Raw genomic sequence first — 25,231 nt, 5'->3', positions numbered from 1 at the left:
GCACCGTCAGCGGCGGCGCAGCACGTGGATGAAATCGGTGCCGACGGTCTGTTGCTCGACCAGGTCGTTGCCGGTCTGGCGCGCGAAAGCCTGGAAATCGCGCACCGAGCCCGGATCCGTGGACACCACCCTCAGCAACTGGCCGCTCTGCATCTCGTTGAGCGATTTCTTGGCCTTCAGGATGGGCAGCGGACAGTTGAGTCCGCGGGTGTCGATTTCTTTGTGGATGTCCATCGCCTTGTCCTGTCCTTGAAGCTGCGTCGATTCTAGGCAGCTCATTCGGCCGCGGAGGTGGCGGGCCGCGGCCAGTCCATGAACTGGGGCTCGTGCCCGCGAGTGCGCAGCCAATCGGCCAGCGCGTAGCCGGTGCCGGCCGGCCAGCACTTGAGGGCGCCAAGCTCGTAGAGCCGGTAGTCGACCAGTTCGGGCGACAAGCGCACCTCGCCATCGGCCACCGCGTGGTAGGCAATGATCACCTGGTTCATGCGCTGGAAGTCGTACACGCCGACCAGGTTCAACGCACTGGCGTCGAGGTTCGTCTCTTCCTTGATCTCGCGCGCGATGCCTTCCTGCGGCGTCTCGCCGGCCTCCATGAAGCCCGTGATCAGCGCATACATCTTGTGCGGCCACGCGGCATTGCGCGCCAGCAGCACTTGGCCGCGGTACTCGATGATCGCGGCCAGCACCGGCGTCGGGTTGTTCCAGTGGGTCCAGCCGCAGGATGGGCAGCGCAGGCGCGACTTCGGCCCTCCGTCCTCGGCCAGTTCGATGTGGGCCAGCGGCGTGGCGCAGGCCGGACAGAACTTGTGCTCGGACATCGCGTTCAGGCGGGGAACACGCCGGTGGACAAGTAGCGGTCGCCGCGGTCGCAGACCACGAAGACGATGGTCGCATTCTCGACCGTCCCGGCGATCTCCAACGCCACCCACAGCGCCCCGGCCGACGAGATGCCCGCGAAGATACCTTCCTCGCGCGCGAGCCGTCGGCACATCTCCTCGGCATTGTCCTGGCTCACGTGGACCAGTTGGTCGACGCGGCTCGGCTCGTAGATCTTGGGCAGGTACTCCTCCGGCCATTTGCGGATGCCCGGGATGCGCGAACCTTCCTCGGGCTGCGCACCGACGATGCGCACTTCGCGGTTCTTCTCCTTCAGGAAGTGCGAAACGCCGGTGATGGTGCCTGTGGTGCCCATCGCGCTCACGAAATGAGTGATGCGCCCATTCGTGTCGGCCCAGATCTCGGGCCCCGTGGTCTCGTAGTGGATGCGCGGGTTGTCGGGGTTGGCGAACTGATCGAGCACGCGGCCCTTGCCCTGCGCCACCATCTGCTCGGCCAGGTCGCGCGCGTACTCCATGCCGCCGCTCTTGGGCGTGAGCACGAGCTCGGCGCCGAAGGCTTTCATGGTCTGGGCTCGCTCCACGGACAAGTCCTCCGGCATGATCAGCACCATGCGGTAGCCCTTGATGGCCGCCGCCATCGCGAGCGCGATGCCGGTGTTGCCCGAGGTCGCTTCGATCAGCGTGTCGCCGGGCTTGATTTCACCGCGCTCCTCGGCCCGCTTGATCATCGACAGCGCCGGGCGGTCCTTGACCGAACCCGCCGGGTTATTGCCTTCCAGCTTGGCAAGGATCACGTTGCCGCGCTTCGCGTTCGCGGCCGCGTCGATGCGCTGCAGCGCGACCAGCGGCGTCTTGCCGATCGCGTCTTCAATCGTCGGATATTGCATGGAAGGCACTGTGCCATAATTTTGAGCTGCCTTCCTTCCGTGCCCGGGTGGTGAAATTGGTAGACGCAGGGGACTCAAAATCCCCCACCGAAAGGTGTGCCGGTTCGATTCCGGCCCCGGGCACCATGGCTTCCCCGGCCATGCGTTGCGCATGCGTGTCAGCCGCAGCCGACGCCCGCCCACCGGATGAATCCGGACAAGACATCCGCACCGGAGCCGACGAGGCGCTCAGCCGCGGGCTGCTGGCTTCCAGGGTGGCGAGCGCCTATACCTTCAAGCATTGGAGGCGCGCCATGGACAAGATCATTCTGGATTCGGCAGGTGTAGGTTGGGGCTACGAATGCCTTGGGCTGAATGGCTCGAGGATCTTCACCAACAGCCAGGCCGAAGCCCACTTCTGGCATTCACTCGGCTATGTGGTGCTTCACTATTCGCATTGGGCGACGTGAACCACGACGGCGGGAGATGCACGGAGAAAAAGCCATGTTCATCATCATAAGAAGCGTACCGTCAGGGCAGGATTCCCGCATCGTGATCGCGTGCATCCGCGCGTGCGTCTGGGCCGGCGTCGAAGGCCGGCCGTTCTGCATGCTGCGGTGAAAAGGCGCTTGGCTCTTCCGACCTCAATCGTCCCGATCGTCCCAATCCCGACGGTGGTGATGACGGTACCCGTGACGGTAGCCCGGCCCGTAGTACACCGGCGCAGGCGGTCCGTAATACACGGGCGCGGGACGGTAGTACGCCGGCGGCGGCGGACGGTAATATACAGGCGGCGCCGGCTGGTAGTAGATCGGTGCGGGACGCGAATAGACAGGCGCGGGTTCGTAGTAAACCGGGCCGGGTTCGGCCACGCCAATCGCGAGGCCGGGTGCATTGACACCCACGGACCAGCTCACACCCGCATTGGCCGAAGCTGCGGCGAAGAGCGACGCGGCTGCCACGACACCAGCCGCGGCGTACTTGAAGAAGACAGAACGGTTGAGGTTCACAAAGACTCCTGAGGAGGGCGAATACCGCCCATGTCCGCCAACCAACGCGCCAAGCTCAGCAGCAGTGCACTGTCCCGTTGGTGAAGATCGTTGCCAAACGTCACAGCGAGGAGCTGTGACCGCATCCTGAATTATCAAAGATGAATGACGCCAAGCCGGGCCGCCTGCGTGACGGCATCGGTGCGGCCGGTGGCATCGAGCTTGTCGATCAGCGAACCGACATGGAATTTCGCCGTGTGCACCGAGATGCCCAGGCGCCGCGCGATGGCCTTGTTGGAGGCACCCTCAGCCACCAGGGCCAGCACCTCGAGTTCGCGCGGAGTCAACACCGAATCCACGGCCTCGCCGTGCTCCACCGCCTCGGCAGGATGGACCACGACGACATCGGCGGCCTCCCCGCGCTCGGCCAGGCGCAGGCCCGGCGCAGTTGCCAGCGTGGCAACGAGCCGCTGCGCCAACTCGGCGTCGTCGATCTCGATCGCGACCACGATCGCCTTCATCGCAGGGCCCTCGTTCAATCGGTCGGCCTTTCGCCCACGGTGAGGCGAACCTCGACCGGCTCGCCCGCACGCTGGAGCGACAGCGTGAGGACCGAGCCTACGCTCGCCGGACCGAGTGCGCGCAGCAGCAGCTGCACGCTGCGGATCGGCTCGCCGTTCACGGCCACGATGATGTCGCCCTGATGGATGCCGGCCGCCGCACCGGGCCCCTGCTCAGCCACGGCCATGACCATCGCGCCGACGCTGGCGTGGCTCACCTTGACGGGCTGCAGGCTCAGGCCGAGGTAGCCGCGCGGCATGCGGCCATGGGCCGCGAGCTGCGCAGCCACGCGCTCGATGGTCGGCGCTGGAATGACCAATACGCGCCGTCGCGGGCCGAACACCGACATGCCGATGGCGCCGCCCTTCGCATTGAGCACCACCCCGCCTTCGGCGCTGGGCCGCAAGCGCAGGTCGAGCTCGATCCTGGCGTCGATCTCGCCGCCGCGCAGGCTGCGCCAGCCCGGGCCGGCGAGCGAGACCATGCCGCTCGCGCAAAGCGGCACGCCTTCACGCGAACCGACCGCGAGTACGAACTCACCTGCGCGCGTCATTGAATTGTCGAGCGCCAGCTGCGGAGCTTCCGCACCTTCGAAGCGAAGCAGCACGATGTCGGTGGAGGGGTCGCGGCCGGCCACCTTGGCGGCGACAGTCGCGCCGCCGGCCAGCGTGATTTCAACCTCCTCGTCTTCGGGCAGCGCTTCTTCTGAGGAGACGATGCATCCGGGTCGCCAGACGAAGCCGCTGGCGCGCGTGCGCCGCGTGTGCACGGCGACCACGCTGCGCGCCGCGTCGGCGACCATGTCGGCCATCGCCGCAGACAGTTGTTCGAGGGGCGATAAGGGAACAGTGTTCGACATGAAGATCTCCAGCGACGCCTGCATTGTCGGAACCCCTGTGCTCGGCGCCTACTGCCCGGTTGGGCAGGCAATCAAGGTCGTGACGGCCCGCGCGCCTTCATCAGCAAGCCGATGGCGAGGCAGATCAGGAAGCGAGCCCCGTGGCCACGGTCGGATGACGAAGCCGCACGCGCAACTCGCGCTTCAGCCGCGTATTGTCCATCCGCCTCGACTCGCCCATGAAGCTCAGCAGCGACAGCGGCAGTTGCGCCTGGGCCTCCTCGCGCGCGATGCGCGGCGGGCGAGGCATGCCGTACAGATCGGCGGCCAGGTCGATGTAGTCGCCCATCTTGAGCTCGCTGTCGTCGCTCGCGTGGAACACGCGCTGCGGCCCGCCGCGCCACAGTGCCGCCACGCAAGCACGCGCCAGGTCGTCGGCATGGATGTGGTTGGTGTAGACGTCGTCCTCTGCGCGCAGCACCGGCGTGCCTTTTTGCAGCCGCTCGCGCGGCGTGCCGCCCTCGCGGTCGGGCGCATAGATGCCGGGGATGCGCAGGATGCGCACGGCGACGCCCGCTCGGCCGAGCCAGCGCACGCTGCGCTCGGCATCGACGCGGCGATGCGCGCGCGGCGTGTCGGGCTTCACGGTTCGCGTCTCGTTGATGCGTGCGCCGCCGCAGTCGCCGTAGACGCCGCTGGTTGAGCCGTACACCATCGCGGCAGGCAGCGAGCGCAGCCGCAAGGCCCGCACCAGTGCCGCAGTGCGCGCGTCGCGCCACCATTGCGCCCCTTCCTCGCGCGCCGGCGGCGCCAGGTGCAGCACGCGCGTGGCCAGGCCCGAAATCCGACGCAGCGTCGCGGGTGCATCGAGATCGGCCACGATCGGCGTGATGCCCGCCTCGCGCAACAGCGCCAGGCGCCCGGGCGAAGAGGTCAGCCCGATCAGTTGCACGCGACCGCGCAGAGCGCGTGTCGCCCTGAGCCCGACATCGCCGCATCCGACCACGAGCACACGCTCGCGCCGGAAGCGCGAGGGCCTTGCACCTAGAGGGCTGTTGATTGAGGGCAAAATCCAGTTCCTTTTTCTTGATTCTGAGTCGAAGAATACCCATGACCAGTGCAGCGCCGAACGAGGCGGGTTTTCACATCACGGTAGAGCCGAGTGGTCGTCATTTCACCGCGCATGCCGATGAAACCATCCTTGCGGCCGGCATTCGCCAGGGCATCGGGCTGCCCTATGGCTGCAAGGACGGCGCATGCGGCTCGTGCAAATGCAGGAAGCTCTCGGGCGAGGTCAGGCTGGGCCTGCACCAGAGCAAGGCGCTCAGCGCCGATGAAGAGCTGGCCGGTTACGTGCTGACCTGCTGTGCGCACGCGCAGAGCGACGTGGTGCTCGAATCGCGCCAGGTGACCGATGCCAATGCCTTCCCGATCCGCAAGATGCCGGCGCGAGTGCTCGCGCTGTCGAAGAAATCGCATGACGTCGTGATGCTGCGCCTGCAACTGCCGGCCGGCGAACCGCTGCAGTTCCATGCCGGGCAGTACATCGAATTCATCCTGCGCGACGGCACGCGACGCAGCTACTCGATGGCCAACGCGCCGCACACACTGGGTGAGCCGGGCACCGGCATCGAGCTGCATATCCGGCATCTGCCGGGCGGCAAGTTCACCGACCATGTGTTCGGTGCGATGAAGGAAAAAGAGATTCTGCGCATCGAGGGACCGTACGGCAGCTTCTTCCTGCGCGAAGACTCGGACAAGCCGATGGTGCTGCTCGCCTCGGGCACCGGCTTCGCACCGATCAAGGCGCTGCTCGAACACATGAAGTTCAAAGCCATCGATCGACCCGCGACGCTGTACTGGGGCGGCCGGCGGCCGGAGGACCTCTACATGGACGACTGGGTGCGCTTGCAGCTGGAGCAGATGCCGAACCTGCGTTACGTACCGGTGATCTCGAATGCGGTGCCGGAAGACAACTGGCGCGGGCGGACCGGCTTCGTGCATCGCGCGGTGATGGAGGATTTCGCCGATCTCTCGGGCTACCAGGTGTATGCCTGCGGAGCGCCGATCGTGGTCGACTCGGCCAAGCGGGACTATGTGGCCGAGCGCGGCTTGCCCGAGGACGAGTTCTTTGCCGACGCGTTCACAACGGAGGCGGATAAGGCTTTGCCTTAGGCTGCGAAGCGCGACACGCAAGCACAATCGGCGGCATGAACGCCAGACACTTTCTTCTCACCCTCGTTTCCACCGCCACCCTTTTCGCCGCCGCGCAAGCCGCAGCCCAGCAGCAACGCACGATCCGGCTCGTCGTCCCGTACGCCGCCGGCGGCCCGATCGACGTCACGGCCCGGGTCCTGGCCGAAAGAGTCAAGGACTCGCTGGGCACTGTCATCATCGACAACAAGCCCGGCGCCGGCGGCAACATCGGCGCTGACGCGGTGGCCAAGGCAGCGCCCGACGGCCTCACCATCGGCATCGCCGCGACCGCGACCCACGCGGTCAATCCGTGGCTCTACGGCAAGATGCCCTTCAACGCGGCCTCAGACTTCGCGCCGATCACGCAGATGGTCCGCGTGCCCAACGTGCTGGTGATGAATGCCGAGACCGCACAGCGCCTGAAGATCAATACGCTGGCCGACTTGATCGCGTACGCGAAGGCGAATCCGGCCAAGCTCAACTACGGCAGTGGCGGCAACGGCAGCGCGGGCCACCTCGCCGGCGAGATGTTCAAGAAGGAAGCCGGCATCTTCGCCGTGCACATCCCCTACAACGGCGGCAACCCGGCGCAGCTCGCGCTGCTGTCGGGACAGGTCGATTTCAACTTCGACAACCTCGCGACCGCGGCGCCGAACATCCGATCAGGCAAGCTCAAGGCGATCGCGGTGACGACGGCCCAGCGCAGCAGCGCGCTGCCCGAGGTGCCGACGGTGGCCGCCACGCTCAAGGGCTTCGCTATCGACACCTGGTGGGGCCTGGTGGCACCGGCCGGCACGCCGGCCGACGTGGTGGCCAAGCTGAATCAGGCCTTCGTCGCTGCGCTCAACACGCCGGAGACGAAAACCCGCTTCGCGTCGCTGCTGGCCGAGCCGGTCGCCAACACGCCGGAGGAGTTCGGCGCCTTCATGAAGAGCGAGCTCGCGAAATACGAGCGCGTCGTCAAGGCAACCGGCGCGAAGGTCGACTAGCGCTATTCGCCGAGGTACGCTGCCCGAACCTTCGGGTCGCTCAGCATGACCTTGGCATCCCCGCTCATGGTGATGAGGCCCGACTCCATCACGTAGCCGCGATCGGCCAGCCCGAGCGCGCGGCTCGCGTTCTGCTCGACCAGCAGCACGGTGACGCCCTGGTCGTAGACCTGCTTCACCACCTCGAAGATCTTGTCGACCATGATCGGCGACAGGCCCATCGACGGCTCGTCGAGCAACAGCACCTTGGGACGCGCCATCAGCGCGCGGCCCATCGCGAGCATCTGCTGCTCGCCGCCGGACATGGTGCCGGCGAGCTGCGTGGCGCGCTCCTTCAGCCGCGGGAAGGTCGCGAAGACGCGGTCCATGTCCTTCTGGATCTCGACCTTGTCCTTGCGGATGTAGGCGCCGATCTGCAGGTTCTCGGTGATTGTCATGCGCGTGAACACGCCGCGCCCCTCGGGCACCATGACCAGCCCTTCGCCCACCAGGTCCCAGGCGCCGCGGCCCTTGATGCTCTTGCCGAGGAATTCGATGTCACCGCCGCCATACGGCAGCGTGCCGGTGATGGCCTTCATGGTGGTCGTCTTGCCGGCGCCGTTGGAGCCGATCAGCGAGACCAGCTCGCCTTCGCGCACCTCGAAATCGATGCCCTTCACGGCCTGGATGCCGCCGTACGCGACCTTCAGGCCGCTCACTTTCAGAAGTGTCTGTGCCATTTCAGTGTCCTCCCGTGCCGAGGTAGGCCTCGATCACTTTTTCGTTGCGCTGCACGTCCGCGGGCGTGCCTTCGGCGATCTGCTTGCCGTAGTCGAGCACCGTCACCCGGTCGCACAGGCCCATCACGAGCTTCACGTCGTGCTCGATCAGGAGGATGGTGCGGTCGTCCTTGCGGATGCGGTCGATCAGTTCGCGCAGCAGCACCTTCTCGGTGGCGTTCATGCCGGCAGCGGGCTCGTCGAGCGCGATCAGCTGCGGGTCGGTCGCCAGCGCGCGGGCGATCTCGAGCCGGCGCTGGTCGCCGTAGCTCAGCGTGCGCGCCTTGTAGTCGGCGAACTTGCCGATGCCCACATAGTCGAGCAGCTGGTGGGCACGCTCGGCGATCGCCGCTTCCTCGGCCTTGAAGCCGCCCGTTCGGAAGATGGCGCCCATCACGCCCGAATGCGTGCGGATGTGGCGGCCCACCATCACGTTCTCGAGCGCGGTCATTTCCGCGAAGAGCCGGATGTTCTGGAAGGTCCGCGCGATGCCGGCCTTGGCGACCTCGTGCACCGCCGTCGGCTGATAAGGCTTGCCGGCCAGTTCGAAAGTCCCGCTGTCGGGCGAGTACAGGCCCGTGATGACGTTGAAGAAGGTGGTCTTGCCAGCGCCGTTGGGGCCAATCAGTCCATAGACCTGGCCGCGCGTGATCTTGATGCCGACATCGGACAGGGCCTGCAGGCCGCCGAAACGCTTGGAAATGCCCTGAACATTGAGGACGGTGTCAGTCATTGTCGTGCTCTCCTGGCTCACGGATTGATCGACATGGGACGCGATGCGGCGCCAGGAACCTCGTCGGCCGGGGTGTCGACGCCCGGCGCGGCAGCCGGCATGCCGGATGCGGCTGGGGGCGTCGCGCCCTTGCGCGTCAGCGACTTACCGTGCTCCGGCGAAGGCCACAGGCCGCGCGGGCGCACCAGCATGATGATGATCATCGCCAGCGCGATGAACAGCTGGCGCAGGATCGAGGCGTCGAGACGCCCGTCGGTCATGGCCTGCAGCGGCCCGGCCACGTAGCGCAGCACTTCGGGCAGTGCGGCCAGGAGCACCGCACCGAGGATCACGCCCGGCAAGTGGCCGATGCCGCCCAGCACCACCATCGCGACGATCATCACCGACTCGTTCAGGGCGAAGGACTCGGGGGACACGAATCCCTGGAAAGCCGCGAACATCGCGCCGGATACGCCGCCGAAGCTCGCGCCCATGCCGAAGGCCAGCAACTTCATGTTGCGGGTGTTGATGCCCATGGCCTTGGCTGCGATTTCGTCTTCGCGGATGGCCATCCAGGCCCGGCCGATGCGCGAGATCTGCAGCCGATGCGAAATGATAATCGTGAAGATCACGAGCGCCAGGAACAGGTAGTAGTACAGCGTGACCGACGAGATCGCGTAGTCGCCGATCTTGAGCGGCCGGCCCAGGTTGAGGCCCCAGAAGTGGATCGGGTCGATCGCCGTGATGCCCTTCGGACCATTCGTGATGTTGACCGGATGATCCAGGTTGTTGAGGAACACGCGGATGATTTCGCCGAAGCCGAGCGTCACGATCGCCAGGTAGTCGCCGCGCAGCTTCAGCGTGGGCGCGCCGAGCACCACGCCGAAGAAGGCGGCCAGCCCGAGCGCCAGGGGTATCACGAGCAGCAGCGAACTGTGCAGTCCGTTGGGGAACATGGCCTTGATGGCCGGAAAGGTGTCGGTCAGGTGCGGCGAGCCGAGCAGCGCGAACAGGTAGGCGCCGATCGCGAAGAAGGCCACGTAGCCCAGGTCGAGCAGGCCGGCGTAGCCGACGACGATATTGAGGCCGAGGGCCAGCAGCACGTAGAGCAATGCGATGTCGGCGATGCGCACCCACGCATTGCCCTGGCTTTGCAGCAGCAGCGGCAGCACCAGCAGGGCGACGGCCGCGATCAGGAAGTAGACGATGTTCTTGCCGTTTTTCATGGCTGTCCCTCCTTCAAGCCCGGTCCGCCACACGCTCGCCGAGCAGGCCCGAGGGCCTGAGCGTGAGCATGATGATCAGCACGATGAACGCGAAGATGTCGCTGTAGTGGCTGCCGAGCACGTCGCCGGTGAGCGCACCGATGTAGCCCGAACCGATGGCTTCGATGAGCCCGAGCAGGATGCCGCCGACCACCGCGCCCGCGAGGTTGCCGATGCCGCCGAACACCGCCGCCGTGAAGGCCTTCAGGCCGGGGATGAAGCCCATCGCATGCTGTGCGATGCCGTAGTTGGACGCATACATCACGCCGGCGACGGCGGCGAGCACCGCGCCGATGATGAAGGTGGCCGAGATCACCATGTCGGGCCGGATGCCCATCAGCGCGGCGACGCGCGGGTTCTCGGCGGTGGCGCGCATCGCGCGGCCGAGCTTGGTGTAGTTGACCAGCCACATCAGCACCACCAGGCAGAAGGCGGTGACGCTCAGGATCATGACCTGCGTGGGCGAGATCACGGCGCCGCCGACATGGATCGGCGTGGTGGACAGCAGATTGGGATACGCCTTATTGGTCGGCTTCCAGATGATCATTGCCAGCGTCTGCAAGAGGATCGACATGCCGATGGCAGTGATCAGCGGTGCGAGCTTCGGACTGTTGCGCAATGGCCGGTAGGCCACTTTCTCGATGACGAAGTTGAGCGTGGCGGCGACCACGCAGGCAATGATCAACGCAATGATGAGGATGATCCATCCCGGCGTGCCGGGCATCGATTCCTGCATGAGTCCGATGATGGTCCAGCTGGTCAAGGCGCCGACCATGAGCACTTCACCGTGCGCGAAATTGATGAGGTTGATGATGCCGTACACCATGGTGTAGCCCAAGGCTATCAAGGCGTACATGCTGCCGAGTACCAGACCGTTGATGATCTGTTGCAGCAAGATGTCCATAAGGAGGTTCCCTTTTTCTAATGGTGACGCCCTTGGGGAGCGCCCGACTGACCAGGCACGCCGGTTGGGCACCCTGGTTTCCCTTAGCAAAAAACCCGCCAGCATGTGTCGACGGCGGGTTTGTGGCCGGGATTGTAGTCATGCCGGATCGCCATTTCGGTGCGTATCCGACGGGGGTTTTCCCGCTGGCGCGGGCCGAACGGGCTTTGGCGATGCAAGGGAGTACCGGCTCGACGGCGCTGCGTACCTTGCCGTATCAACCGGCCGCGTCGTCGTTTCGCTTGCGCAGTTCGCGCAGTTTCTCCGCGATGCGGATCTCGAGGCCGCGCTCGACGGGCCGGTAGAAGCGCGGCGGATCGAGGCCATCGGGCAGATAGCGCTCGCCGGCCGCGAAGCCGCCCTCCTCGTCGTGCGCGTAGCGATAGCCCTTGCCGTAGTCGAGTTCTTTCATGAGCCGCGTCGGCGCGTTGCGCAGATGCATCGGCACCGGGCGCGTGCCGTCGGCCTTGATGAGGGCGCGGACCTCGTTGTAGGCCTGGTAGACCGCGTTCGACTTCGGCGCGATCGCAAGGTAGACCACGCATTCGGCCAGCGCCAGCTCGCCTTCGGGCGAGCCGAGCCGCTCATAGACCTCGGCGGCGTCGAGCGCCAGCCGCAGCGCGCGCGGGTCGGCCAGCCCGATGTCTTCGCTCGCCATGCGTACCAGCCGGCGCGCCATGTAGCGCGGATCGGCGCCGCCGTCGAGCATGCGCACGAACCAGTAGAGCGAGGCGTCGGGGTCGCTGCCGCGCACCGACTTGTGCAGCGCCGAGATGGTGTCGTAGAACTGCTCGCCGCCCTTGTCGTAACGGCGCATGCGCTCGCCCAGCACGCGCAACAGCCATTCGTCGGTGATGTCGTCGAGCTTCTCGGCGCCGGCTGCGACCGAGAGTGTTTCGAGCGTGTTGAGCAGGCGCCTCGCATCACCGTCGGCATAGGCCACGAGCCGGTCGATGGCCTTCGCTTCGATGGCGGGCACCGCCTGGATGTCCTGCGCCCGGGTCACGATCTGCCGGAGATCGTCTTCGCCGAGCGGCTGCAGCACGTACACCGCAGCACGCGACAGCAGCGCAGAGTTCACCTCGAAGGACGGGTTCTCGGTGGTCGCGCCGATGAAGGTGAACAGGCCCGACTCCACATGCGGCAGGAAGGCGTCCTGCTGGCTCTTGTTGAAGCGGTGGACTTCATCGACGAAGACGATGGTGCGGCGCTGCTCGAGCCCGTCGCGCGCCAGCGTCGCGCGCTCGACCGCATCGCGGATGTCCTTCACGCCGCCGAGCACCGCGCTGATGCTGAGGAACTGCGCATCGAAGGCGTCGGCCATAAGCCGCGCAATGGTCGTCTTGCCGGTGCCCGGCGGTCCCCAGAGGATGCAGGAGTGCGGCTGGCCCGACTCGAAGGCGATGCGCAACGGCATGCCGGGGCCGAGCAGGTGCTGCTGGCCGATGACCTCGCCCAGGGTCTTGGGTCGCAGGCGTTCGGCCAGGGGCTGGTGGGAGGAGGTGGCCATGGAAGCCCGCCGCCCGGCGCTATTGCCTGATCACGTCGGCGCCGGCCGGGGCCTTGAACTGGAAGGTGGCTGCAGGCAACGCAGGATTCACCTCGACCTTGCTGAACTTCAACACCGAGCGCTGGCCGAAGCTGTCGAGGATCTCGAGCGCCGCCAGCGCATCGCCCTGAAAGCCCACCTGGACGTTCTGCAATTGCCCCTCCTTGTTCTTGGGACTGGCCTTGATCCATTGCAGCCCATCGCGCTCGGGGGCTGCCTCGAGCGCGAAATCGGCTTGCAGCGCGCGCAAATCGGGCGCAGCGGCAATCAGCGCGGCCGGCGTCGAGCCGAGCGCCTGCGACTGCTTGCGCTGCGTGACCTGGTTCAGATCGGTGTCATAGAGCCAAAGCGTCTCGCCATCGGCCACGATGCTTTGCGCGAAAGGCTTCTTGTAGTCGAACTTGAACTTGCCGGGACGCTGGAATTCGAAGGTGCCGCTCGACACCTTGGCGCGCGCAGCCTGCCCATCTTTGGCTGGCGCCGTGACGGTCTGCGTGAATTCGGCGCGGCCCGACTTGACGTTCTTCACGAAGGCTTCGAGGCTTTCCATACCGCCGGCCCAGACGCCGGCTGCGGCGACAGCCAACCCGAATCCAACGAGCAACTTCTTCATCGACATCCCTGATCCCATCATCATTCGGTGCGTGCCGGCACCAGAATTTCGCGCTGGCCGCTGCCACTCATGGCGCTTACCAGCCCGGCGTTTTCCATGTCCTCGACCAGCCGCGCGGCGCGGTTGTAGCCGATCTTCAGGTGGCGCTGTACCAGCGAAATGCTGGCCTTGCGGTTCTTGAGCACCACTTCGACCGCCTGGTCGTACATCGGGTCCTTCTCGCCGCCATCGCCGCCACCTTCACCCAGTAGATCGCCTTCGCCGTCGACGGTTCCACCTTCGAGCACCCCTTCGATGTAGTCCGGTTCCCCTTGTGACTTGAGGTAAGCGACGACACGGTGCACTTCTTCGTCGCTCACGAAGGCGCCGTGCACGCGCACCGGCAGGCCGGTGCCGCTCGGCATGTAGAGCATGTCGCCCATGCCGAGCAGGGCCTCGGCGCCCATCTGGTCGAGGATGGTGCGCGAGTCGATCTTGCTCGACACCTGGAAGGCGATGCGGGTGGGGATGTTGGCCTTGATGAGCCCGGTGATCACGTCGACGCTGGGCCGCTGCGTGGCAAGGATCAGGTGGATGCCGGCGGCGCGCGCCTTCTGCGCCAGGCGGGCGATCAGTTCCTCGATCTTCTTGCCGACCACCATCATCAGGTCGGCCAACTCGTCGATCACGACCACGATGTGCGGCTCGCGCGCAAGCGGCTCGGGGCTGTCGGGCGTGAGGCTGAAGGGGTTGTAGATGAACTCCTCGCGCGCCTTGGCCTCGTCGATCTTGGTGTTGTAGCCGGCCAGATTGCGCACGCCCAGCTTGCTCATGAGCTTGTAGCGGCGTTCCATCTCGGCCACGCACCAGTTGAGGCCGTGCGCTGCTTGCCGCATGTCGGTGACCACGGGCGCCAGCAGGTGCGGGATGCCTTCATAAACCGACATTTCGAGCATCTTCGGGTCGATCATCAGCAAGCGCACGTCGCGCGCCTCGGCCTTGTAGAGCAGGCTCAGGATCATCGCGTTGATGCCGACCGACTTGCCGGAGCCGGTGGTGCCGGCCACCAGCACGTGCGGCATCTTCGCGAGATCGGCCACCACCGGGTTGCCGACGATGTCCTTGCCGAGGCCCATGGTGAGCATCGACTTGCCTTCGTTGTAGACCTGCGAGCCGAGGATCTCGCTGAGCTTGATCGACTGCCGCTTGGCGTTGGGCAGTTCGAGCGCCATGTAGTTCTTGCCCGGAATGGTCTCGACCACGCGGATCGACACCAGCGACAGCGAGCGCGCCAGGTCCTTCGCGAGGTTGACGATCTGCGAGCCCTTGACGCCGGTGGCCGGCTCGATCTCATAGCGAGTGATCACCGGGCCCGGCGAAGCCAGCACCACACGCACCTCGACGCCGAAGTCCTTGAGCTTCTTTTCGATCAGGCGCGAGGTCATCTCGAGCGTGTCGGCGGAGACGGTTTCCTGGCGCGCCTGCGCCGAGTCGAGCAGGTCGACCTGCGGCAACTTGCTGTCGGGCAGTTCGCGGAACAAGGGCTTCTGACGTTCCTTGGCCACGCGGTCGCTGCGCGGCACTTCGGTCATCGCGGGTTCGATCTGCACCGGCGGGGAGGGCGCGCGGCGCTTGGGGCGCGGCACGATACGCAGGTCCTCGTCGGCCGATTCGAGCTCGCCGCCCTGCTCCGCCAGTTCCTCGCGCTCGCGCACCGCTCTCTTCCCCATCGCGATGTCTTCGGCGATCTCGCGTTTTTCCCGGCGCAACTCGAACAGCGAGTAGAGACGAGAACCGATGCGCTCGGCGATATGACTCCACGAGAAACGGAATACCAGCGCCGAGCCGATCACGCCGGCAGCAATGGCGATCAGCGCCGAACCGGTGAAGCCCATCCACTTCACGCCGAGCGGCCCGACCAGATAGCCGAGCACGCCGCCGCCGTGCCCGGGGAGGTGGAACTCCAGTCGATAGAGGCGGGACCATTCGAGCATCGCGCTGGCGCACAGCAGCAGCAGCAGGCCGAACCAGAATGCCAGGCGGCTGCGGTTGAAGCGACCCCGCGGCGGCTGATCGGCGGGCGTCGGCTCTCCGCCGCGCAACCAGCCGGCCAGAGAAGACAACCACACGCGCAAGCCGGCCGCCAGGCACCACCAGACCGAGTAACCGGCCAGGAAATAGCTGGCGTCGGCCAGCCAGGCGCCGATACGGCCGCCCCAGTTCTTGATCTCCCCGCCGGTGCCCGAGGTGGACCAGGCGGCATCCGAGGGCGTGAAGCTCAACATGGCGAGCAGCCAGTACAGCAGCACGACGAAGCCGGCGATCAGCGTGATCTCGTGCGCGAAGCGCATGGCGCGCAAGCGCACCGGCTGCGATTCGGCCGATGAGGACGATTGAAGGGTATTGAGCGAATAGGTCATGGCAGACAAGGCCGCCGGCCCGCAGGAACGGGCAGAAGGCTTGCAGAAACTACAACGAAAACGGTCGCGGCCGCGTTGTCAGGGCCGGCGATGCAGGGGCCAGCGCGCTGCGGCGCTGCCGGCCGAAGGGTCAGGCGAGCGATGAGAGCCGTTCCTTGACGATCATTGAGCCGTCGGGCTGCGTCTGGACGAAGCCGCGCTCTTCGAGGTCCTTCATGACCCGGCTCACCATTTCGCGTGAAGCGCCGACCATCTTGGCCAGGTCCTGACGCGAGATCTTGTCGCGCACCTTGAGATTGCCCGCGCCGTCGTCGACCGCGAACTCGAGCAGCGAACGCGCCACACGGCCGTAGACGTCCATCAGCGCGAGCGATTCGATCTTGCGGTCCGCGTGACGCAGCCGCGCAACCAGGCCCCGCATGATGTTGTAGGACATCGAGGAGTTCTCGGGCAGGCAACGTGCAAAGGCTTCGCGGCCGAGCATCAGCACATCGGTCTGGACCTCAGTGCGCACGGTGGCGGAATGCGGCTCGTCGTCGATCATGCTCATCTCGCCGATGTAGTCGCCGGGATGCAACGTCGCGAGGATGACTTCGCGACCGCGGCTGTCCGTGCTCATGACCCGGGCGCGGCCGGTCAGGATGATGTAGAGCGCGTCCGACTTCTTCCCTTGTTCGACCACCGCCTCGGCCCGCTTGAAGCGCTTCTTGATGATCGCGTCGGCAATGCTCGCAGACTGTGTTGGCGTCAGCGCAGCGAACAAAGGTACGCGGCGGAGCAATTCAAGATTGGACAGCATCGACATTCATCAATCCCCGAATTCCGCGCGATTGAGAAGCCCATGCATTAATACAATCGCACGCATTGAAAACAGCCCACGCCCGGTCTTGAACCGAACGGTGATACTCCATATCTATCACCCTGAAAATGTACACGCTGATGCAGCGTCAATCCTAGGTTTTCTACTCATGTCGTCCTCCCCACGCCACGCGAAGGTTCTCATTCTCGGCTCCGGCCCGGCCGGTTATACCGCCGCGGTCTACGCGGCCCGCGCCAATCTCCAGCCCATGTTGATCACCGGCATCGCCCAGGGCGGCCAGCTGATGACGACCACCGACGTCGACAACTGGCCGGCCGATGTGCATGGCGTGCAAGGCCCCGACCTCATGCAGCGCTTCCTGGAGCATGCCGAACGCTTCAAGACGGAAATCGTGTTCGACCACATCAACAAGGTCGACCTGGGCAAGCGCCCCTTCACCCTGACCGGCGACAGCGGCACCTACACCTGCGATGCGCTCGTGATCGCCACGGGCGCTTCGGCCAAGTACCTCGGGCTCGACTCCGAGCAGCACTTCATGGGCCGCGGCGTCTCGGGCTGCGCGACCTGCGACGGCTTCTTCTACCGCGACCAGGAAGTCTGCGTGGTCGGCGGCGGCAATACCGCGGTCGAAGAGGCGCTCTACCTGTCGAACATCGCCAAGAAGGTCACGCTGGTGCATCGCCGCGACAAGTTCCGCGCCGAGCCGATCCTGATCGACAAGCTCCACGAAAAGGCGGCCGAAGGCAAGATCGAGCTCAAGGTGCACAACACGCTGGACGAGGTGTTGGGCGACGACACCGGTGTGACCGGCATCCGCCTCAAGAACACACAGACCGGCGCGACCGAGCAGATCGACCTCAAGGGCTGCTTCATCGCCATCGGCCACCACCCGAACACGGACATCTTCCAGGGTCAGGTCGAGATGAAGGACGGCTACATCCTCACCCGCGCGGGCCTTCAGGGCTTTGCGACCATGACCAGCGTTCCCGGCGTTTTCGCGGCCGGCGACGTGCAGGACCACGTGTACCGCCAGGCCATCACCAGCGCCGGCACCGGCTGCATGGCAGCGCTCGATGCGCAGCGCTTCCTGGAGCAGGACGGCACGCTTTGAGCCGTTCGCCGGCCATGAGGCTATAATCCAAGGCTTTGCCGAATTCGGCCTCTTCTTGGGGCCGGAAACTCACGGCAAGCCGGGCTACCGCCACCCGTTTATGGCGAGGTCAAGCTGCAACCCACCCCGCAATCACCTTGCGCCCGGTGCCAGCTGTTCAAGAAAGAGTGTCCACATGGCACGCGTATGCGACGTTACGGGCAAAGGCCCGATGGTCGGAAACAATGTTTCCCACGCCAACAACAAAACCAAGCGCCGGTTCCTGCCGAACCTGCAATACCGCCGTTTCTGGGTCGAGACCGAAAATCGCTGGGTACGCCTGCGTGTTTCGAGCGCCGCTCTGCGCCTGATCGACAAGAACGGCATCGACGCCGTGCTCGCAGACCTGCGTGCACGCGGCCAAGCTTAAGGAGCTGAATCATGGCAACGAGCAAAGGCGGACGCGAAAAGATCAAGCTGGAATCCACCGCGGGTACCGGCCATTTCTACACGACCAGCAAGAACAAGAAGACGATGCCTGAAAAGATGTCGATCATGAAGTTCGACCCGAAGGCGCGCAAGCACGTCGAGTACAAGGAAATCAAGCTGAAGTAATTCGGCTGGTTCAAACAAAAAACCCCGCTGCGATCCAGCGGGTTTTTTGTTGTCTGCGTTTCACCAAACAGCAGACTTCAAGAAAAAGCCGGCCCGCAGGCCGGCTTTGATCGAGGTGCGGAGAACGCCGCCTCAGGCACGCGCCGCGCGCAGGCGGGTCGAGAACTCACGCAACCCTGCGATGCCGCTGGCTTCCGCACGATGGCACCAGGCGGCCAGATCGGCGGCCAGTTGTTCGCGCGACTGCGAGGTGTTGAGCCACAGCTGGCGAAGTTCTTCGCGCATCGTCACCATCTTGTCGAGCACCGGGTGCGCAGCACGCGCCTGCACGAGATTCAAGCGCGCCGCCGCCGGCACCTTGTCGTCGTCGCGGTGCAGCCAGCGCTTGGCTGCCTTCAGCACCGACAGGTCGGCACCCTTCGCCTTCATCGATGCCAGCTCTGCCTTGGTCGCGCGACGCATTTCGCGCGCATAGCCGGCCATCACTTCGTACCGATTGGCGATAACGGCCTCGAGAGTCTTCTGGTCGGCTACCGGCCGGATGTCGCCCAGTTGCATCTTGGGGGGCACCTTCTTGACCTTGGCCCAACCGAGCTTCTGCATCATTCGGATATAGACCCAGCCGATGTCGAACTCGTATTTCTTGACGGAAAACTTCGCCGAGGTCGGATAAGTGTGGTGGTTGTTGTGCAGTTCTTCGCCGCCGATGATCAAGCCCCAGGGCATGATGTTGCGGCTGGCGTCGGGCGCCTCGAAGTTGCGGTAGCCCCAGTAATGGCCGATGCCGTTGATGACGCCGGCCGCGGTGATCGGGATCCAGAGCATCTGGACCGCCCACACCGCCATGCCGAGCGCGCCGAAGAGCGCCAGGTTGATCACCAGCATCAGGCCCACGCCCTGCCAGCTGTAGCGCGAATAGAGGTTGCGCTCGAGCCAGTCGTCCGGCGTCCCATGGCCGTAGCGCTCCATCGTCTCCTTGTTCTTCGATTCGGCACGGTAGAGCTCGGCGCCGCGCCACAGCACTTCGTCGATGCCGCGGACCTGCGGGCTGTGCGGGTCTTCTTCGGTTTCGCACTTCGCATGGTGCTTGCGGTGAATCGCAACCCACTCCTTGGTCACCATGCCGGTCCCCAGCCAGAGCCAGAAACGGAAGAAATGCGAAGGAATCGGGCCCAGATCCATGGCCCGGTGCGTCTGCGTGCGGTGCAGGAAGATCGTGACCGCCGCGATCGTGATGTGCGTGGTGAACAGCGTGTACAGCACGACCTGCCACCACGTGAGATCCCACAAGCCGTGTCCGAGCCAGTCGATGGCCGCGCTCAGAACGGCAGAGTCAGGAAGCAACATTGAGTTCAGTACTCCATGGCGCACGAAGGTGCAGCCTTCAGGTAACCCGTGATTTTAAGGCTTCGGCCCTGAAAAGGGGGCTAAATCCTTGATCCATCGCGAGTTATCTGTCTTCTTTGGGTCTTCCTGCCTACTTCCGGTTCCAGACCGCGGCAAAGAAGCCATCGGTAGCATGACGGTGCGGCCAAAGACGCAGATAGCGCTTGCCGCCTTCCCCGCCGGCGGCCAGGCCCTCGGCGCCGGCGACCTTGAGCCCGTTCAACAGGTCCACGGCGTCCTGCGGCTCGAATTCGGGGTTGGCGGCACCGAAGGCCTCGGCGATGGCCTCGTTCTCCTCCGGCAGCACGCTGCAGGTGGCGTAGACGAGGCGCCCCCCCGATTTCACGAGCCGCGCCGCGCTTTGCAGGATTGCCGCCTGTTTCGCGGTCAACTCCTCGACCGACTTCGGCGACTGGCGCCACTTGAGGTCCGGATTGCGCCGCAGCGTGCCCAGGCCCGAGCAGGGCGCATCGACCAGCACCCGGTCGATCTTGCCGGCCAAGCGCTTGATGCGCTCGTCGCGCTCGTGGGCGATGGCGGCGGGATGCACGTTCGAGAGCTTGCTGCGTGCCAGGCGCGGTTTGAGCGCATCGAGCCGGTGCGCCGAGGTGTCGAAGGCGTAGAGCCGGCCGGTGTTGCGCATCGTGGCCCCGATGGCGAGCGTCTTGCCGCCCGCGCCGGCGCAGAAGTCCACCACCATCTCGCCGCGCTTGGCATCGAGCAGAAGCGCCAGCAGCTGGGAGCCCTCGTCCTGCACCTCGACCGCGCCGCGCGCGAATGCATCGAGCTTGGCGAGCGCCGGCTTGCCGTCGACGCGCAGGCCCCAGGGCGAAAACGGCGTCGCGACCGCCTTGATGGCAGCCAGCGCAAGCTCTTTCTGCACGTCGGGGCGCTTGTCGGTGAGTGTGTTGACCCGCAGATCGAGCGGCGCCGGCTGCTGCAGGCTTTCCGCCAGCCGCCAGAATTCGGCACCGAGCTGCGCCTTGAGCGGTGCCACCAGCCATTCGGGCAGGTTATGCCGGTGGCGCTCCAGCAGGTCGTCGGGCTTGACGGCATCGCAGTTGTCGAGCCAGCGCTTCTCCGTGTCGTTGAGTGCGCTCTTCAGAAAATCGCGCGGGCCATGGAATCCGAGGATGGCCATGCGCCGTTCCTTCGGCCCGCTGCCGGAGGGCGACAGATGATCGAACAGCAGCTTCTTGCGCAACACGGTGTAGACCGTCTCGGCCAGCGTGGCGCGCTCGCGCGGTCCGAACTCACGGTGCTCACGAAAGAAGCGGGAAACGACCTGATCGGCAGGATGATCGAATTTCAGGACGAGGCCGACCAGGTCGGCGCAGGCCTCGAGAAGGGCTTTGGGGTGCATGCCCCCATTGTCTCAGCCGGCCGTGCGCGTCCAGACCGGCCCGAAGGCCTGCCGCTCGATCTCCGCGAGAGTGGGCGAATGGCCGGCCCACAGCACCAGCACGGCACCAGGCAGGTTCAAGGCCTGCTCGAGCTGGCGGCACAAGCCCCAGCGCTCCTCGTCGGGCAGCCCCGGCAGCTCGACGAACAGAACGTAGGCGCGACGCCAGGGGAATTCGCGCAAGTTCTTGCGCACAAGCCAGGCCCGCGAGATCGGGCTGCAGCGCACCAGGTCGGCCCGCAATTCGCCGAGCTCGAACTCGCTCAGGTCATGGCGCGCGATCTGGCTGAAGAAGGGCGTGCTGGTGATCTCCTCCCAGGCGCGCTGCTCGGCCGCCTCTGCCGCCCTGGCCCGTTCGCGCCACAGCTTGAGCGCGGGCTCGTCGTGCGGCCCGGCCTCGGGATCCTCGAGCGCGGCGACGGCGGTCTTGGCGGCCCACCAGCGGCTCGCGGTGCTCGACGCATGCAGCCGCTCCAGCACTTCGAGGCGCGCCGCGCGATCCTTGGGCGGAAGCGTCTGCGCCAGGCCGCGCAGCGCGCCCGGATGGTCGGGCGTGATCTGCAAGGCGCGCTCGTAGCGGCCGCGCACATCGGCGGCGGCGTTGATGCGGCGCTCGCAATCGGCCCACTCGACCATCTCGTCGGCATTGTTGCGTCCCCTGCTGGCCGCCAGCGCGACGACACGTTCCCGCACCCGCGCGAGGTAGGCGTGATGCAGCTTCCAGTCGCTCGCATGCGTGCGGCGCCATTCGCCATCGAAGTGCGCGATCCATTTCGTCTTGTCGGCCAGCAGCTCGAGGGCCGACTTCGCCGACCAGGCCGGCAACGCGGCCTTCTCATCGAGCGCTTCGAGCCGGTCGCGCAGCACCGGATGCGTGTCATCGACATCGCTCACGCGCCGCAATGCGCCGCGCAGCGCTTCGCGTGCCAGATCGGGAGCGACGGGCGCGCACAGCTGCGCTTCCATCGCGGAGAAGGGCCCGGCCGGCAACGGCTCCTGGGCAGCGCGCGCCCAGTGCCCGGACCAGAAGGCATCCGCATACCAGGTGCTCTTGACGGCTATCTCGGTCAATGCGGCAGCGGCCACACCGGGGCCGAGCAGGCGAGCCGAGATGCGGTCGGCTTCGTACTCGTCCTGCCGCGCCAGCGCAAAGGTCTTGGCAGCGAAGCGCGGGAAGTACCAGCGAAAAAAGGCCTGCGAGGCAAGCGCCATCACGCCCTCGTCGTTCTGCAGGCTGGCATCGAGCTTGAGCCAGGACAAGCGCGTACGGTAGATCCAGGCGCTCAGCTTGCCGTGGTTCCCGCGCAGGTGGCCGTACTCGTGCGCCAGCACCGACAGCAGGCGCCGCTTGTCCAGCGCCATCAGGAGCGGCAATCCGACGCTCAGGTAGTTGACCGCACCCCCGAAGAGACCGAAGCGCGGCAGCTGGCGGATGCTGGCGTTGAACTCGCTGTCGAGGTAGACGTGATGGACCGGCGGACCATCGATCTTTTGTCGGATACGGTCGAGCGCCTCGAAAAGCGCCGGCGCATCCTCGCGCGCAAGCTGCACGCCCTCGGGCTCGTCGAAGCGCACCCACAGCGCACGCAGCGTGGCCCACAGCAGGCCGAGCGCGAAGAGCAGAAGCCAGCCGCGCGTGAAATTGAAGCGCCCCTGCCCCATCGACGCAACGACCCAGGCGATGATGCCGACCGCGAGCGCCAGGCACGCGATCACCCACAGATAACCCAATGCGGCGAAAGCGGCGACACCACGCCGATAGCCGCTGCTGTCGTCGGCGCTGGCGTGTTCGCTCAGTCGGACGAGATGAACAAAATCGGCACGATCCATCTCGACCTTTCAATCTTTTGAAGAAAACCGCCAACGTGAACGACGACGACCTGCCACCCCTGATCGAAACACCGCCCGGCCGCTATCGCCACTACAAGGGCGGCGAATACGAAGTGCTCGGCACCGTGCGCCACAGCGAGACGCTGGAGCCGATGACGCTGTATCGAGCGCTCTACGGCGCGCGCGGGCTGTGGGTACGCCCGGCGGCGATGTTCGGCGAGACCGTGGAGATCGACGGCTTGCCACGGTCGCGTTTCGTCAGGCTCGACTAGAAGGCCGGAACGTTCAGCCGCAACGCACGGCCGTCACACGGTTGCGCGCATCGACGACGAGATTGAGCCGGCCACCGCTGAATTCCATCGTGACCACCTGGTTGGGCTTGAGGGTGCGCACGCTCTCCGCACCGGCACGAACGCGGGCCGAAGCCTCGAGTTCCGCCGATGCGGATTGGCCGATCGCGAACTTGGCGCCGTCGGCGTTGCATTGCGCTTGCGGCGCGGGCGCCTGGGCGGCAGCCACCGGTGCGGGCGCAGGCGCCGGAGCGGAAGCCGGTGCAGAAGCAGCACAACCGGACAACAGCGCGGCGACAGCCAGCGCGGACAGCAACAGGTGACGGCTTCTCACAAACGACTCTCCAGGCGGGGAAAACCAGATTGTGTCATTTTGTTTCATCAAGCCAGTCCGCGATAGCCTGCGGGTAAACCCTATGTTCCTGCGCCAGCACGCGCGCTGAAAGCGTCTCGGGCGTGTCGTCCGGCAGGACCGGCACGACCGCCTGCGCGAGGATCGGCCCATGGTCGAGTTCGACAGTCACCTGGTGCACCGTCACCCCTGCCACCCGGCAACCCGCCTCGATCGCGCGCCGATGGGTGTGCAGGCCTGGAAAGGCCGGCAGCAGCGAAGGATGGATGTTGAGCAGCCGTCCTTCATAGCGCGCCACGAAGCCCGGCGTGAGAATGCGCATGAATCCCGCAAGCACCACCAGCGCCGGCGCATGCGCATCGACGGCATCGGCCAGCGCCGCATCGAAGGCCTCGCGGGTGGCGAAGTCCTGGTGCGGGATCACCGCGGTCGCGATGCCCTGCGCCTGCGCCAAAGCGAGACCCGGCACCCCCGCCTTGTTGCTGATGACCGCAGCGACGCGCGCACCGAAGCGCTGCGCCCAGCGCTCGCGCGCGGCGGCGTGCACGATAGCCGCCATATTGGAGCCGCTGCCGGAGATCAGGATCACGATGTTCTTCATGGGAGGCGGGATTATCTGTGCTCGTTTCCACCGATCCCATTTGTCGCCGCGCGGACACCGCGAACTAGCACGACCGTGCTAAAACTATTCGGTCCGACGGACGCGCCGCCCCTGCGGCGCTCGATCAACACAGCGAGGCAAGCATGGATTTGAGCTTCACGCCCGAAGAACAGAAGTTCCGCGAAGAGATTCGCGCCTGGGTCAAAGACAACCTTCCCCAAGAGATATCCCACAAGGTGCACAACGCACTGGAACTCACGCGCGACGATCTGCAGCGCTGGGCCAAGATCCTTGGCAAGAAGGGCTGGCTGGGCTACGGCTGGCCGACCGAATTCGGCGGGCCGGGCTGGACCGCGATCCAGAAGCACCTGTTCGAGGAAGAAACCGCGCTGGCCGGCGCGCCGCGCATCGTCCCCTTCGGTCCGGTCATGGTGGCGCCGGTGATTCAGGCCTTCGGCAATGCCGAGCAGCAGAAGCGCTTCCTGCCCGGCATCGCGAGCGGCGAGGTCTGGTGGAGCCAGGGCTACAGCGAGCCCGGCTCGGGCTCCGATCTCGCTTCGGTGAAGACCAAGGCCGAACGAAAGGGCGACAAGTACATCGTCAACGGCCAGAAGACCTGGACCACGCTCGGCCAGTACGGCGAGTGGATCTTCTGCCTGGTGCGCACCAGCAACGAAGGCAAGCCGCAGACCGGCATCAGCTTCCTGCTGATCGACATGAAATCGCCCGGCGTCACGGTGCGGCCGATCAAGCTGCTCGACGGCAGCCATGAGGTCAACGAGGTCTGGTTCGACAACGTCGAGGTGCCGGCCGAGAACCTGATCGGCGAAGAGAACAAGGGCTGGACCTACGCCAAGCACCTGCTCTCGCACGAGCGCACCAACATCGCCGATGCGAACCGCGCCAAGCGCGAGCTGGAGCGCCTGAAGCGCATTGCGAAGCGCGAGGGCGTCTGGGAAGACCAGCGCTTCCGTGACGAGATCGCCAAGCTCGAAGTCGACGTGATCGCGCTCGAGATGCTGGTGCTGCGCGTGCTCTCGGCCGCCACCTCGGGCAAGAACTCCCTCGATATCGCGGGCCTGCTCAAGATCAAGGGCAGCGAGATCCAGCAGCGCTATTCCGAACTCATGATGCTGGCGGGCGGCCCCTTCGCGCTGCCGCTGATCCGCGAAGCGATGGCCGCCGGCTGGCAGGGCGACTTCCCCGGCGGCCACGCCGAAGTGGCGCCGCTCGCGACGACCTACTTCAACATGCGCAAGACCACCATCTACGGCGGCAGCAACGAGGTGCAACGCAACATCGTCGCGCAGACCGTTTTGGGCTGAACG

General features: G+C 65.7%; 28 protein-coding genes and 1 tRNA gene. 9 read left to right on the top strand and 20 right to left on the bottom strand.

Annotation, left to right across the window (positions count from 1 at the left end; all coding sequences use genetic code 11):
- Nucleotides 1-6 precede the first annotated feature (6 nt).
- From AC3A6B_RS20655 to cysM, 3 genes are read right to left on the bottom strand one after another with little or no spacing between them, the layout of a single operon-like run.
- Nucleotides 7-234 (bottom strand): sulfurtransferase TusA family protein, encoded by a 228-nt coding sequence (locus AC3A6B_RS20655; protein WP_487838523.1) that lies wholly within the window; start codon nt 232-234, stop codon nt 7-9.
- 41 nt (nt 235-275) lie between these two features.
- The gene (locus AC3A6B_RS20650; protein WP_487838522.1) at nt 276-818 is read right to left on the bottom strand and encodes an NUDIX domain-containing protein; all 543 of its coding nucleotides are present in this window, start codon (nt 816-818) and stop codon (nt 276-278) included.
- Nucleotides 819-823: 5 nt separating this feature from the next.
- Nucleotides 824-1,726 carry a cysteine synthase CysM gene (cysM, locus tag AC3A6B_RS20645; protein ID WP_487838521.1) on the bottom strand — a complete coding sequence of 301 codons (903 nt, stop codon included), beginning with the start codon at nt 1,724-1,726 and terminating at the stop codon, nt 824-826.
- 41 nt (nt 1,727-1,767) lie between these two features.
- Here cysM and AC3A6B_RS20640 point away from each other — a divergent pair.
- Both AC3A6B_RS20640 and AC3A6B_RS20635 read left to right on the top strand, forming a co-directional pair.
- Nucleotides 1,768-1,852: transfer RNA gene (locus tag AC3A6B_RS20640), tRNA-Leu, on the top strand.
- Nucleotides 1,852-2,175, top strand: a complete 324-nt coding sequence (locus AC3A6B_RS20635; protein WP_487838520.1) for a hypothetical protein — start codon at nt 1,852-1,854, stop codon at nt 2,173-2,175. The genes AC3A6B_RS20640 and AC3A6B_RS20635 overlap by 1 nt, the downstream gene beginning before the upstream one ends.
- A 174-nt stretch (nt 2,176-2,349) precedes the next feature.
- On the opposite strand, the gene AC3A6B_RS20630 is transcribed toward AC3A6B_RS20635, so the two are convergent.
- The 4 genes from AC3A6B_RS20630 to AC3A6B_RS20615 form a co-directional block, all read right to left on the bottom strand.
- Nucleotides 2,350-2,715, bottom strand: coding sequence for a hypothetical protein (locus tag AC3A6B_RS20630; protein WP_487838519.1), 366 nt, complete (start codon nt 2,713-2,715; stop codon nt 2,350-2,352).
- Between the two features lie 134 nt (nt 2,716-2,849).
- Nucleotides 2,850-3,233 carry a response regulator transcription factor gene (locus AC3A6B_RS20625; RefSeq protein ID WP_487838518.1) on the bottom strand — a complete coding sequence of 128 codons (384 nt, stop codon included), beginning with the start codon at nt 3,231-3,233 and terminating at the stop codon, nt 2,850-2,852.
- Entirely contained in the window at nt 3,230-4,114 is an 885-nt protein-coding gene (locus AC3A6B_RS20620; protein WP_487838517.1) for a S1C family serine protease, read from the bottom strand. Before AC3A6B_RS20620 ends, AC3A6B_RS20625 begins: the two co-directional genes overlap by 4 nt.
- Nucleotides 4,115-4,238: 124 nt before the next feature.
- Nucleotides 4,239-5,162, bottom strand: coding sequence for an SDR family oxidoreductase (locus AC3A6B_RS20615; RefSeq protein ID WP_487838516.1), 924 nt, complete (start codon nt 5,160-5,162; stop codon nt 4,239-4,241).
- Nucleotides 5,163-5,203: 41 nt separating this feature from the next.
- Here AC3A6B_RS20615 and AC3A6B_RS20610 point away from each other — a divergent pair, with 41 nt between their 5' ends.
- Together AC3A6B_RS20610 and AC3A6B_RS20605 are read left to right on the top strand one after the other, a co-directional pair.
- A complete protein-coding gene (locus AC3A6B_RS20610; protein ID WP_487838515.1) occupies nt 5,204-6,268 on the top strand; it encodes a CDP-6-deoxy-delta-3,4-glucoseen reductase in 1,065 nt (354 codons plus the stop codon).
- A gap of 35 nt (nt 6,269-6,303) precedes the next feature.
- Nucleotides 6,304-7,278 (top strand): Bug family tripartite tricarboxylate transporter substrate binding protein, encoded by a 975-nt coding sequence (locus AC3A6B_RS20605; RefSeq protein ID WP_487838514.1) that lies wholly within the window; start codon nt 6,304-6,306, stop codon nt 7,276-7,278.
- A 2-nt stretch (nt 7,279-7,280) separates the two neighbouring features.
- Here AC3A6B_RS20605 and AC3A6B_RS20600 read toward each other — a convergent pair whose 3' ends face one another.
- From AC3A6B_RS20600 to AC3A6B_RS20565, 8 genes are all read right to left on the bottom strand, one after another.
- Complete coding sequence (locus tag AC3A6B_RS20600; protein ID WP_487838513.1) at nt 7,281-7,997, bottom strand: ABC transporter ATP-binding protein; 717 nt, start codon at nt 7,995-7,997, stop codon at nt 7,281-7,283.
- 1 nt (nt 7,998) lies between these two features.
- On the bottom strand, nt 7,999-8,769 hold the full coding sequence (locus tag AC3A6B_RS20595; protein WP_436312662.1) for an ABC transporter ATP-binding protein: 771 nt from the start codon (nt 8,767-8,769) through the stop codon (nt 7,999-8,001).
- A 17-nt stretch (nt 8,770-8,786) separates the two neighbouring features.
- On the bottom strand, nt 8,787-9,974 hold the full coding sequence (locus AC3A6B_RS20590) for a branched-chain amino acid ABC transporter permease (RefSeq protein WP_487838512.1): 1,188 nt from the start codon (nt 9,972-9,974) through the stop codon (nt 8,787-8,789).
- Between the two features lie 13 nt (nt 9,975-9,987).
- Nucleotides 9,988-10,917: a branched-chain amino acid ABC transporter permease gene (locus tag AC3A6B_RS20585; RefSeq protein WP_093108928.1), complete on the bottom strand. Its 930-nt coding sequence runs from the start codon at nt 10,915-10,917 to the stop codon at nt 9,988-9,990.
- Between the two features lie 256 nt (nt 10,918-11,173).
- Nucleotides 11,174-12,466 carry a replication-associated recombination protein A gene (locus tag AC3A6B_RS20580; RefSeq protein WP_487838511.1) on the bottom strand — a complete coding sequence of 431 codons (1,293 nt, stop codon included), beginning with the start codon at nt 12,464-12,466 and terminating at the stop codon, nt 11,174-11,176.
- 19 nt (nt 12,467-12,485) lie between these two features.
- On the bottom strand, nt 12,486-13,118 hold the full coding sequence (lolA, locus tag AC3A6B_RS20575; RefSeq protein WP_487838510.1) for an outer membrane lipoprotein periplasmic chaperone LolA: 633 nt from the start codon (nt 13,116-13,118) through the stop codon (nt 12,486-12,488).
- 20 nt (nt 13,119-13,138) lie between these two features.
- The gene (locus AC3A6B_RS20570) at nt 13,139-15,517 is read right to left on the bottom strand and encodes a DNA translocase FtsK (protein WP_487838509.1); all 2,379 of its coding nucleotides are present in this window, start codon (nt 15,515-15,517) and stop codon (nt 13,139-13,141) included.
- 130 nt (nt 15,518-15,647) lie between these two features.
- On the bottom strand, nt 15,648-16,322 hold the full coding sequence (locus AC3A6B_RS20565) for a Crp/Fnr family transcriptional regulator (protein WP_093108931.1): 675 nt from the start codon (nt 16,320-16,322) through the stop codon (nt 15,648-15,650).
- Between the two features lie 163 nt (nt 16,323-16,485).
- Between AC3A6B_RS20565 and trxB the strand changes: the two genes are divergently transcribed.
- From trxB to rpmG, 3 genes are all read left to right on the top strand, one after another.
- The gene (gene trxB / locus AC3A6B_RS20560) at nt 16,486-17,448 is read left to right on the top strand and encodes a thioredoxin-disulfide reductase (protein ID WP_487838508.1); all 963 of its coding nucleotides are present in this window, start codon (nt 16,486-16,488) and stop codon (nt 17,446-17,448) included.
- Nucleotides 17,449-17,623: 175 nt separating this feature from the next.
- A complete protein-coding gene (gene rpmB, locus AC3A6B_RS20555; RefSeq protein ID WP_007830293.1) occupies nt 17,624-17,857 on the top strand; it encodes a 50S ribosomal protein L28 in 234 nt (77 codons plus the stop codon).
- Nucleotides 17,858-17,868: 11 nt separating this feature from the next.
- Nucleotides 17,869-18,042: a 50S ribosomal protein L33 gene (gene rpmG / locus AC3A6B_RS20550; RefSeq protein WP_007830291.1), complete on the top strand. Its 174-nt coding sequence runs from the start codon at nt 17,869-17,871 to the stop codon at nt 18,040-18,042.
- A gap of 132 nt (nt 18,043-18,174) precedes the next feature.
- On the opposite strand, the gene AC3A6B_RS20545 is transcribed toward rpmG, so the two are convergent.
- The 3 genes from AC3A6B_RS20545 to AC3A6B_RS20535 all read right to left on the bottom strand — a co-directional run bounded on the left by AC3A6B_RS20545 (nt 18,175) and on the right by AC3A6B_RS20535 (nt 22,660).
- Nucleotides 18,175-19,389 carry a DesA family fatty acid desaturase gene (locus AC3A6B_RS20545; RefSeq protein ID WP_487838507.1) on the bottom strand — a complete coding sequence of 405 codons (1,215 nt, stop codon included), beginning with the start codon at nt 19,387-19,389 and terminating at the stop codon, nt 18,175-18,177.
- 130 nt (nt 19,390-19,519) lie between these two features.
- On the bottom strand, nt 19,520-20,791 hold the full coding sequence (locus tag AC3A6B_RS20540) for an RsmB/NOP family class I SAM-dependent RNA methyltransferase (protein ID WP_487838506.1): 1,272 nt from the start codon (nt 20,789-20,791) through the stop codon (nt 19,520-19,522).
- A gap of 12 nt (nt 20,792-20,803) precedes the next feature.
- Nucleotides 20,804-22,660: a M48 family metalloprotease gene (locus tag AC3A6B_RS20535; protein WP_487838505.1), complete on the bottom strand. Its 1,857-nt coding sequence runs from the start codon at nt 22,658-22,660 to the stop codon at nt 20,804-20,806.
- 35 nt (nt 22,661-22,695) lie between these two features.
- Here AC3A6B_RS20535 and AC3A6B_RS20530 point away from each other — a divergent pair, with 35 nt between their 5' ends.
- Nucleotides 22,696-22,932 (top strand): DUF1653 domain-containing protein, encoded by a 237-nt coding sequence (locus AC3A6B_RS20530; protein ID WP_487838535.1) that lies wholly within the window; start codon nt 22,696-22,698, stop codon nt 22,930-22,932.
- A gap of 13 nt (nt 22,933-22,945) precedes the next feature.
- Here the strand turns inward: AC3A6B_RS20530 and AC3A6B_RS20525 are convergent, their stop codons facing one another.
- Together AC3A6B_RS20525 and purN are read right to left on the bottom strand one after the other, a co-directional pair.
- On the bottom strand, nt 22,946-23,332 hold the full coding sequence (locus AC3A6B_RS20525; protein ID WP_487838504.1) for an I78 family peptidase inhibitor: 387 nt from the start codon (nt 23,330-23,332) through the stop codon (nt 22,946-22,948).
- Nucleotides 23,319-23,903, bottom strand: coding sequence for a phosphoribosylglycinamide formyltransferase (gene purN / locus AC3A6B_RS20520; RefSeq protein ID WP_487838503.1), 585 nt, complete (start codon nt 23,901-23,903; stop codon nt 23,319-23,321). Before purN ends, AC3A6B_RS20525 begins: the two co-directional genes overlap by 14 nt.
- Before the next feature lie 143 nt (nt 23,904-24,046).
- On the opposite strand from purN, the gene AC3A6B_RS20515 reads away from it, so the two are divergent.
- A complete protein-coding gene (locus AC3A6B_RS20515; protein ID WP_487838502.1) occupies nt 24,047-25,228 on the top strand; it encodes an acyl-CoA dehydrogenase family protein in 1,182 nt (393 codons plus the stop codon).
- Nucleotides 25,229-25,231: the final 3 nt, after the last annotated feature.

The sequence above is a fragment of the Variovorax sp. Soil_C_33 genome, assembly GCF_057656935.1.
Note: the sequence above shows the minus strand (reverse complement) of the source record. Positions and strands in the feature narration are given on the sequence as shown.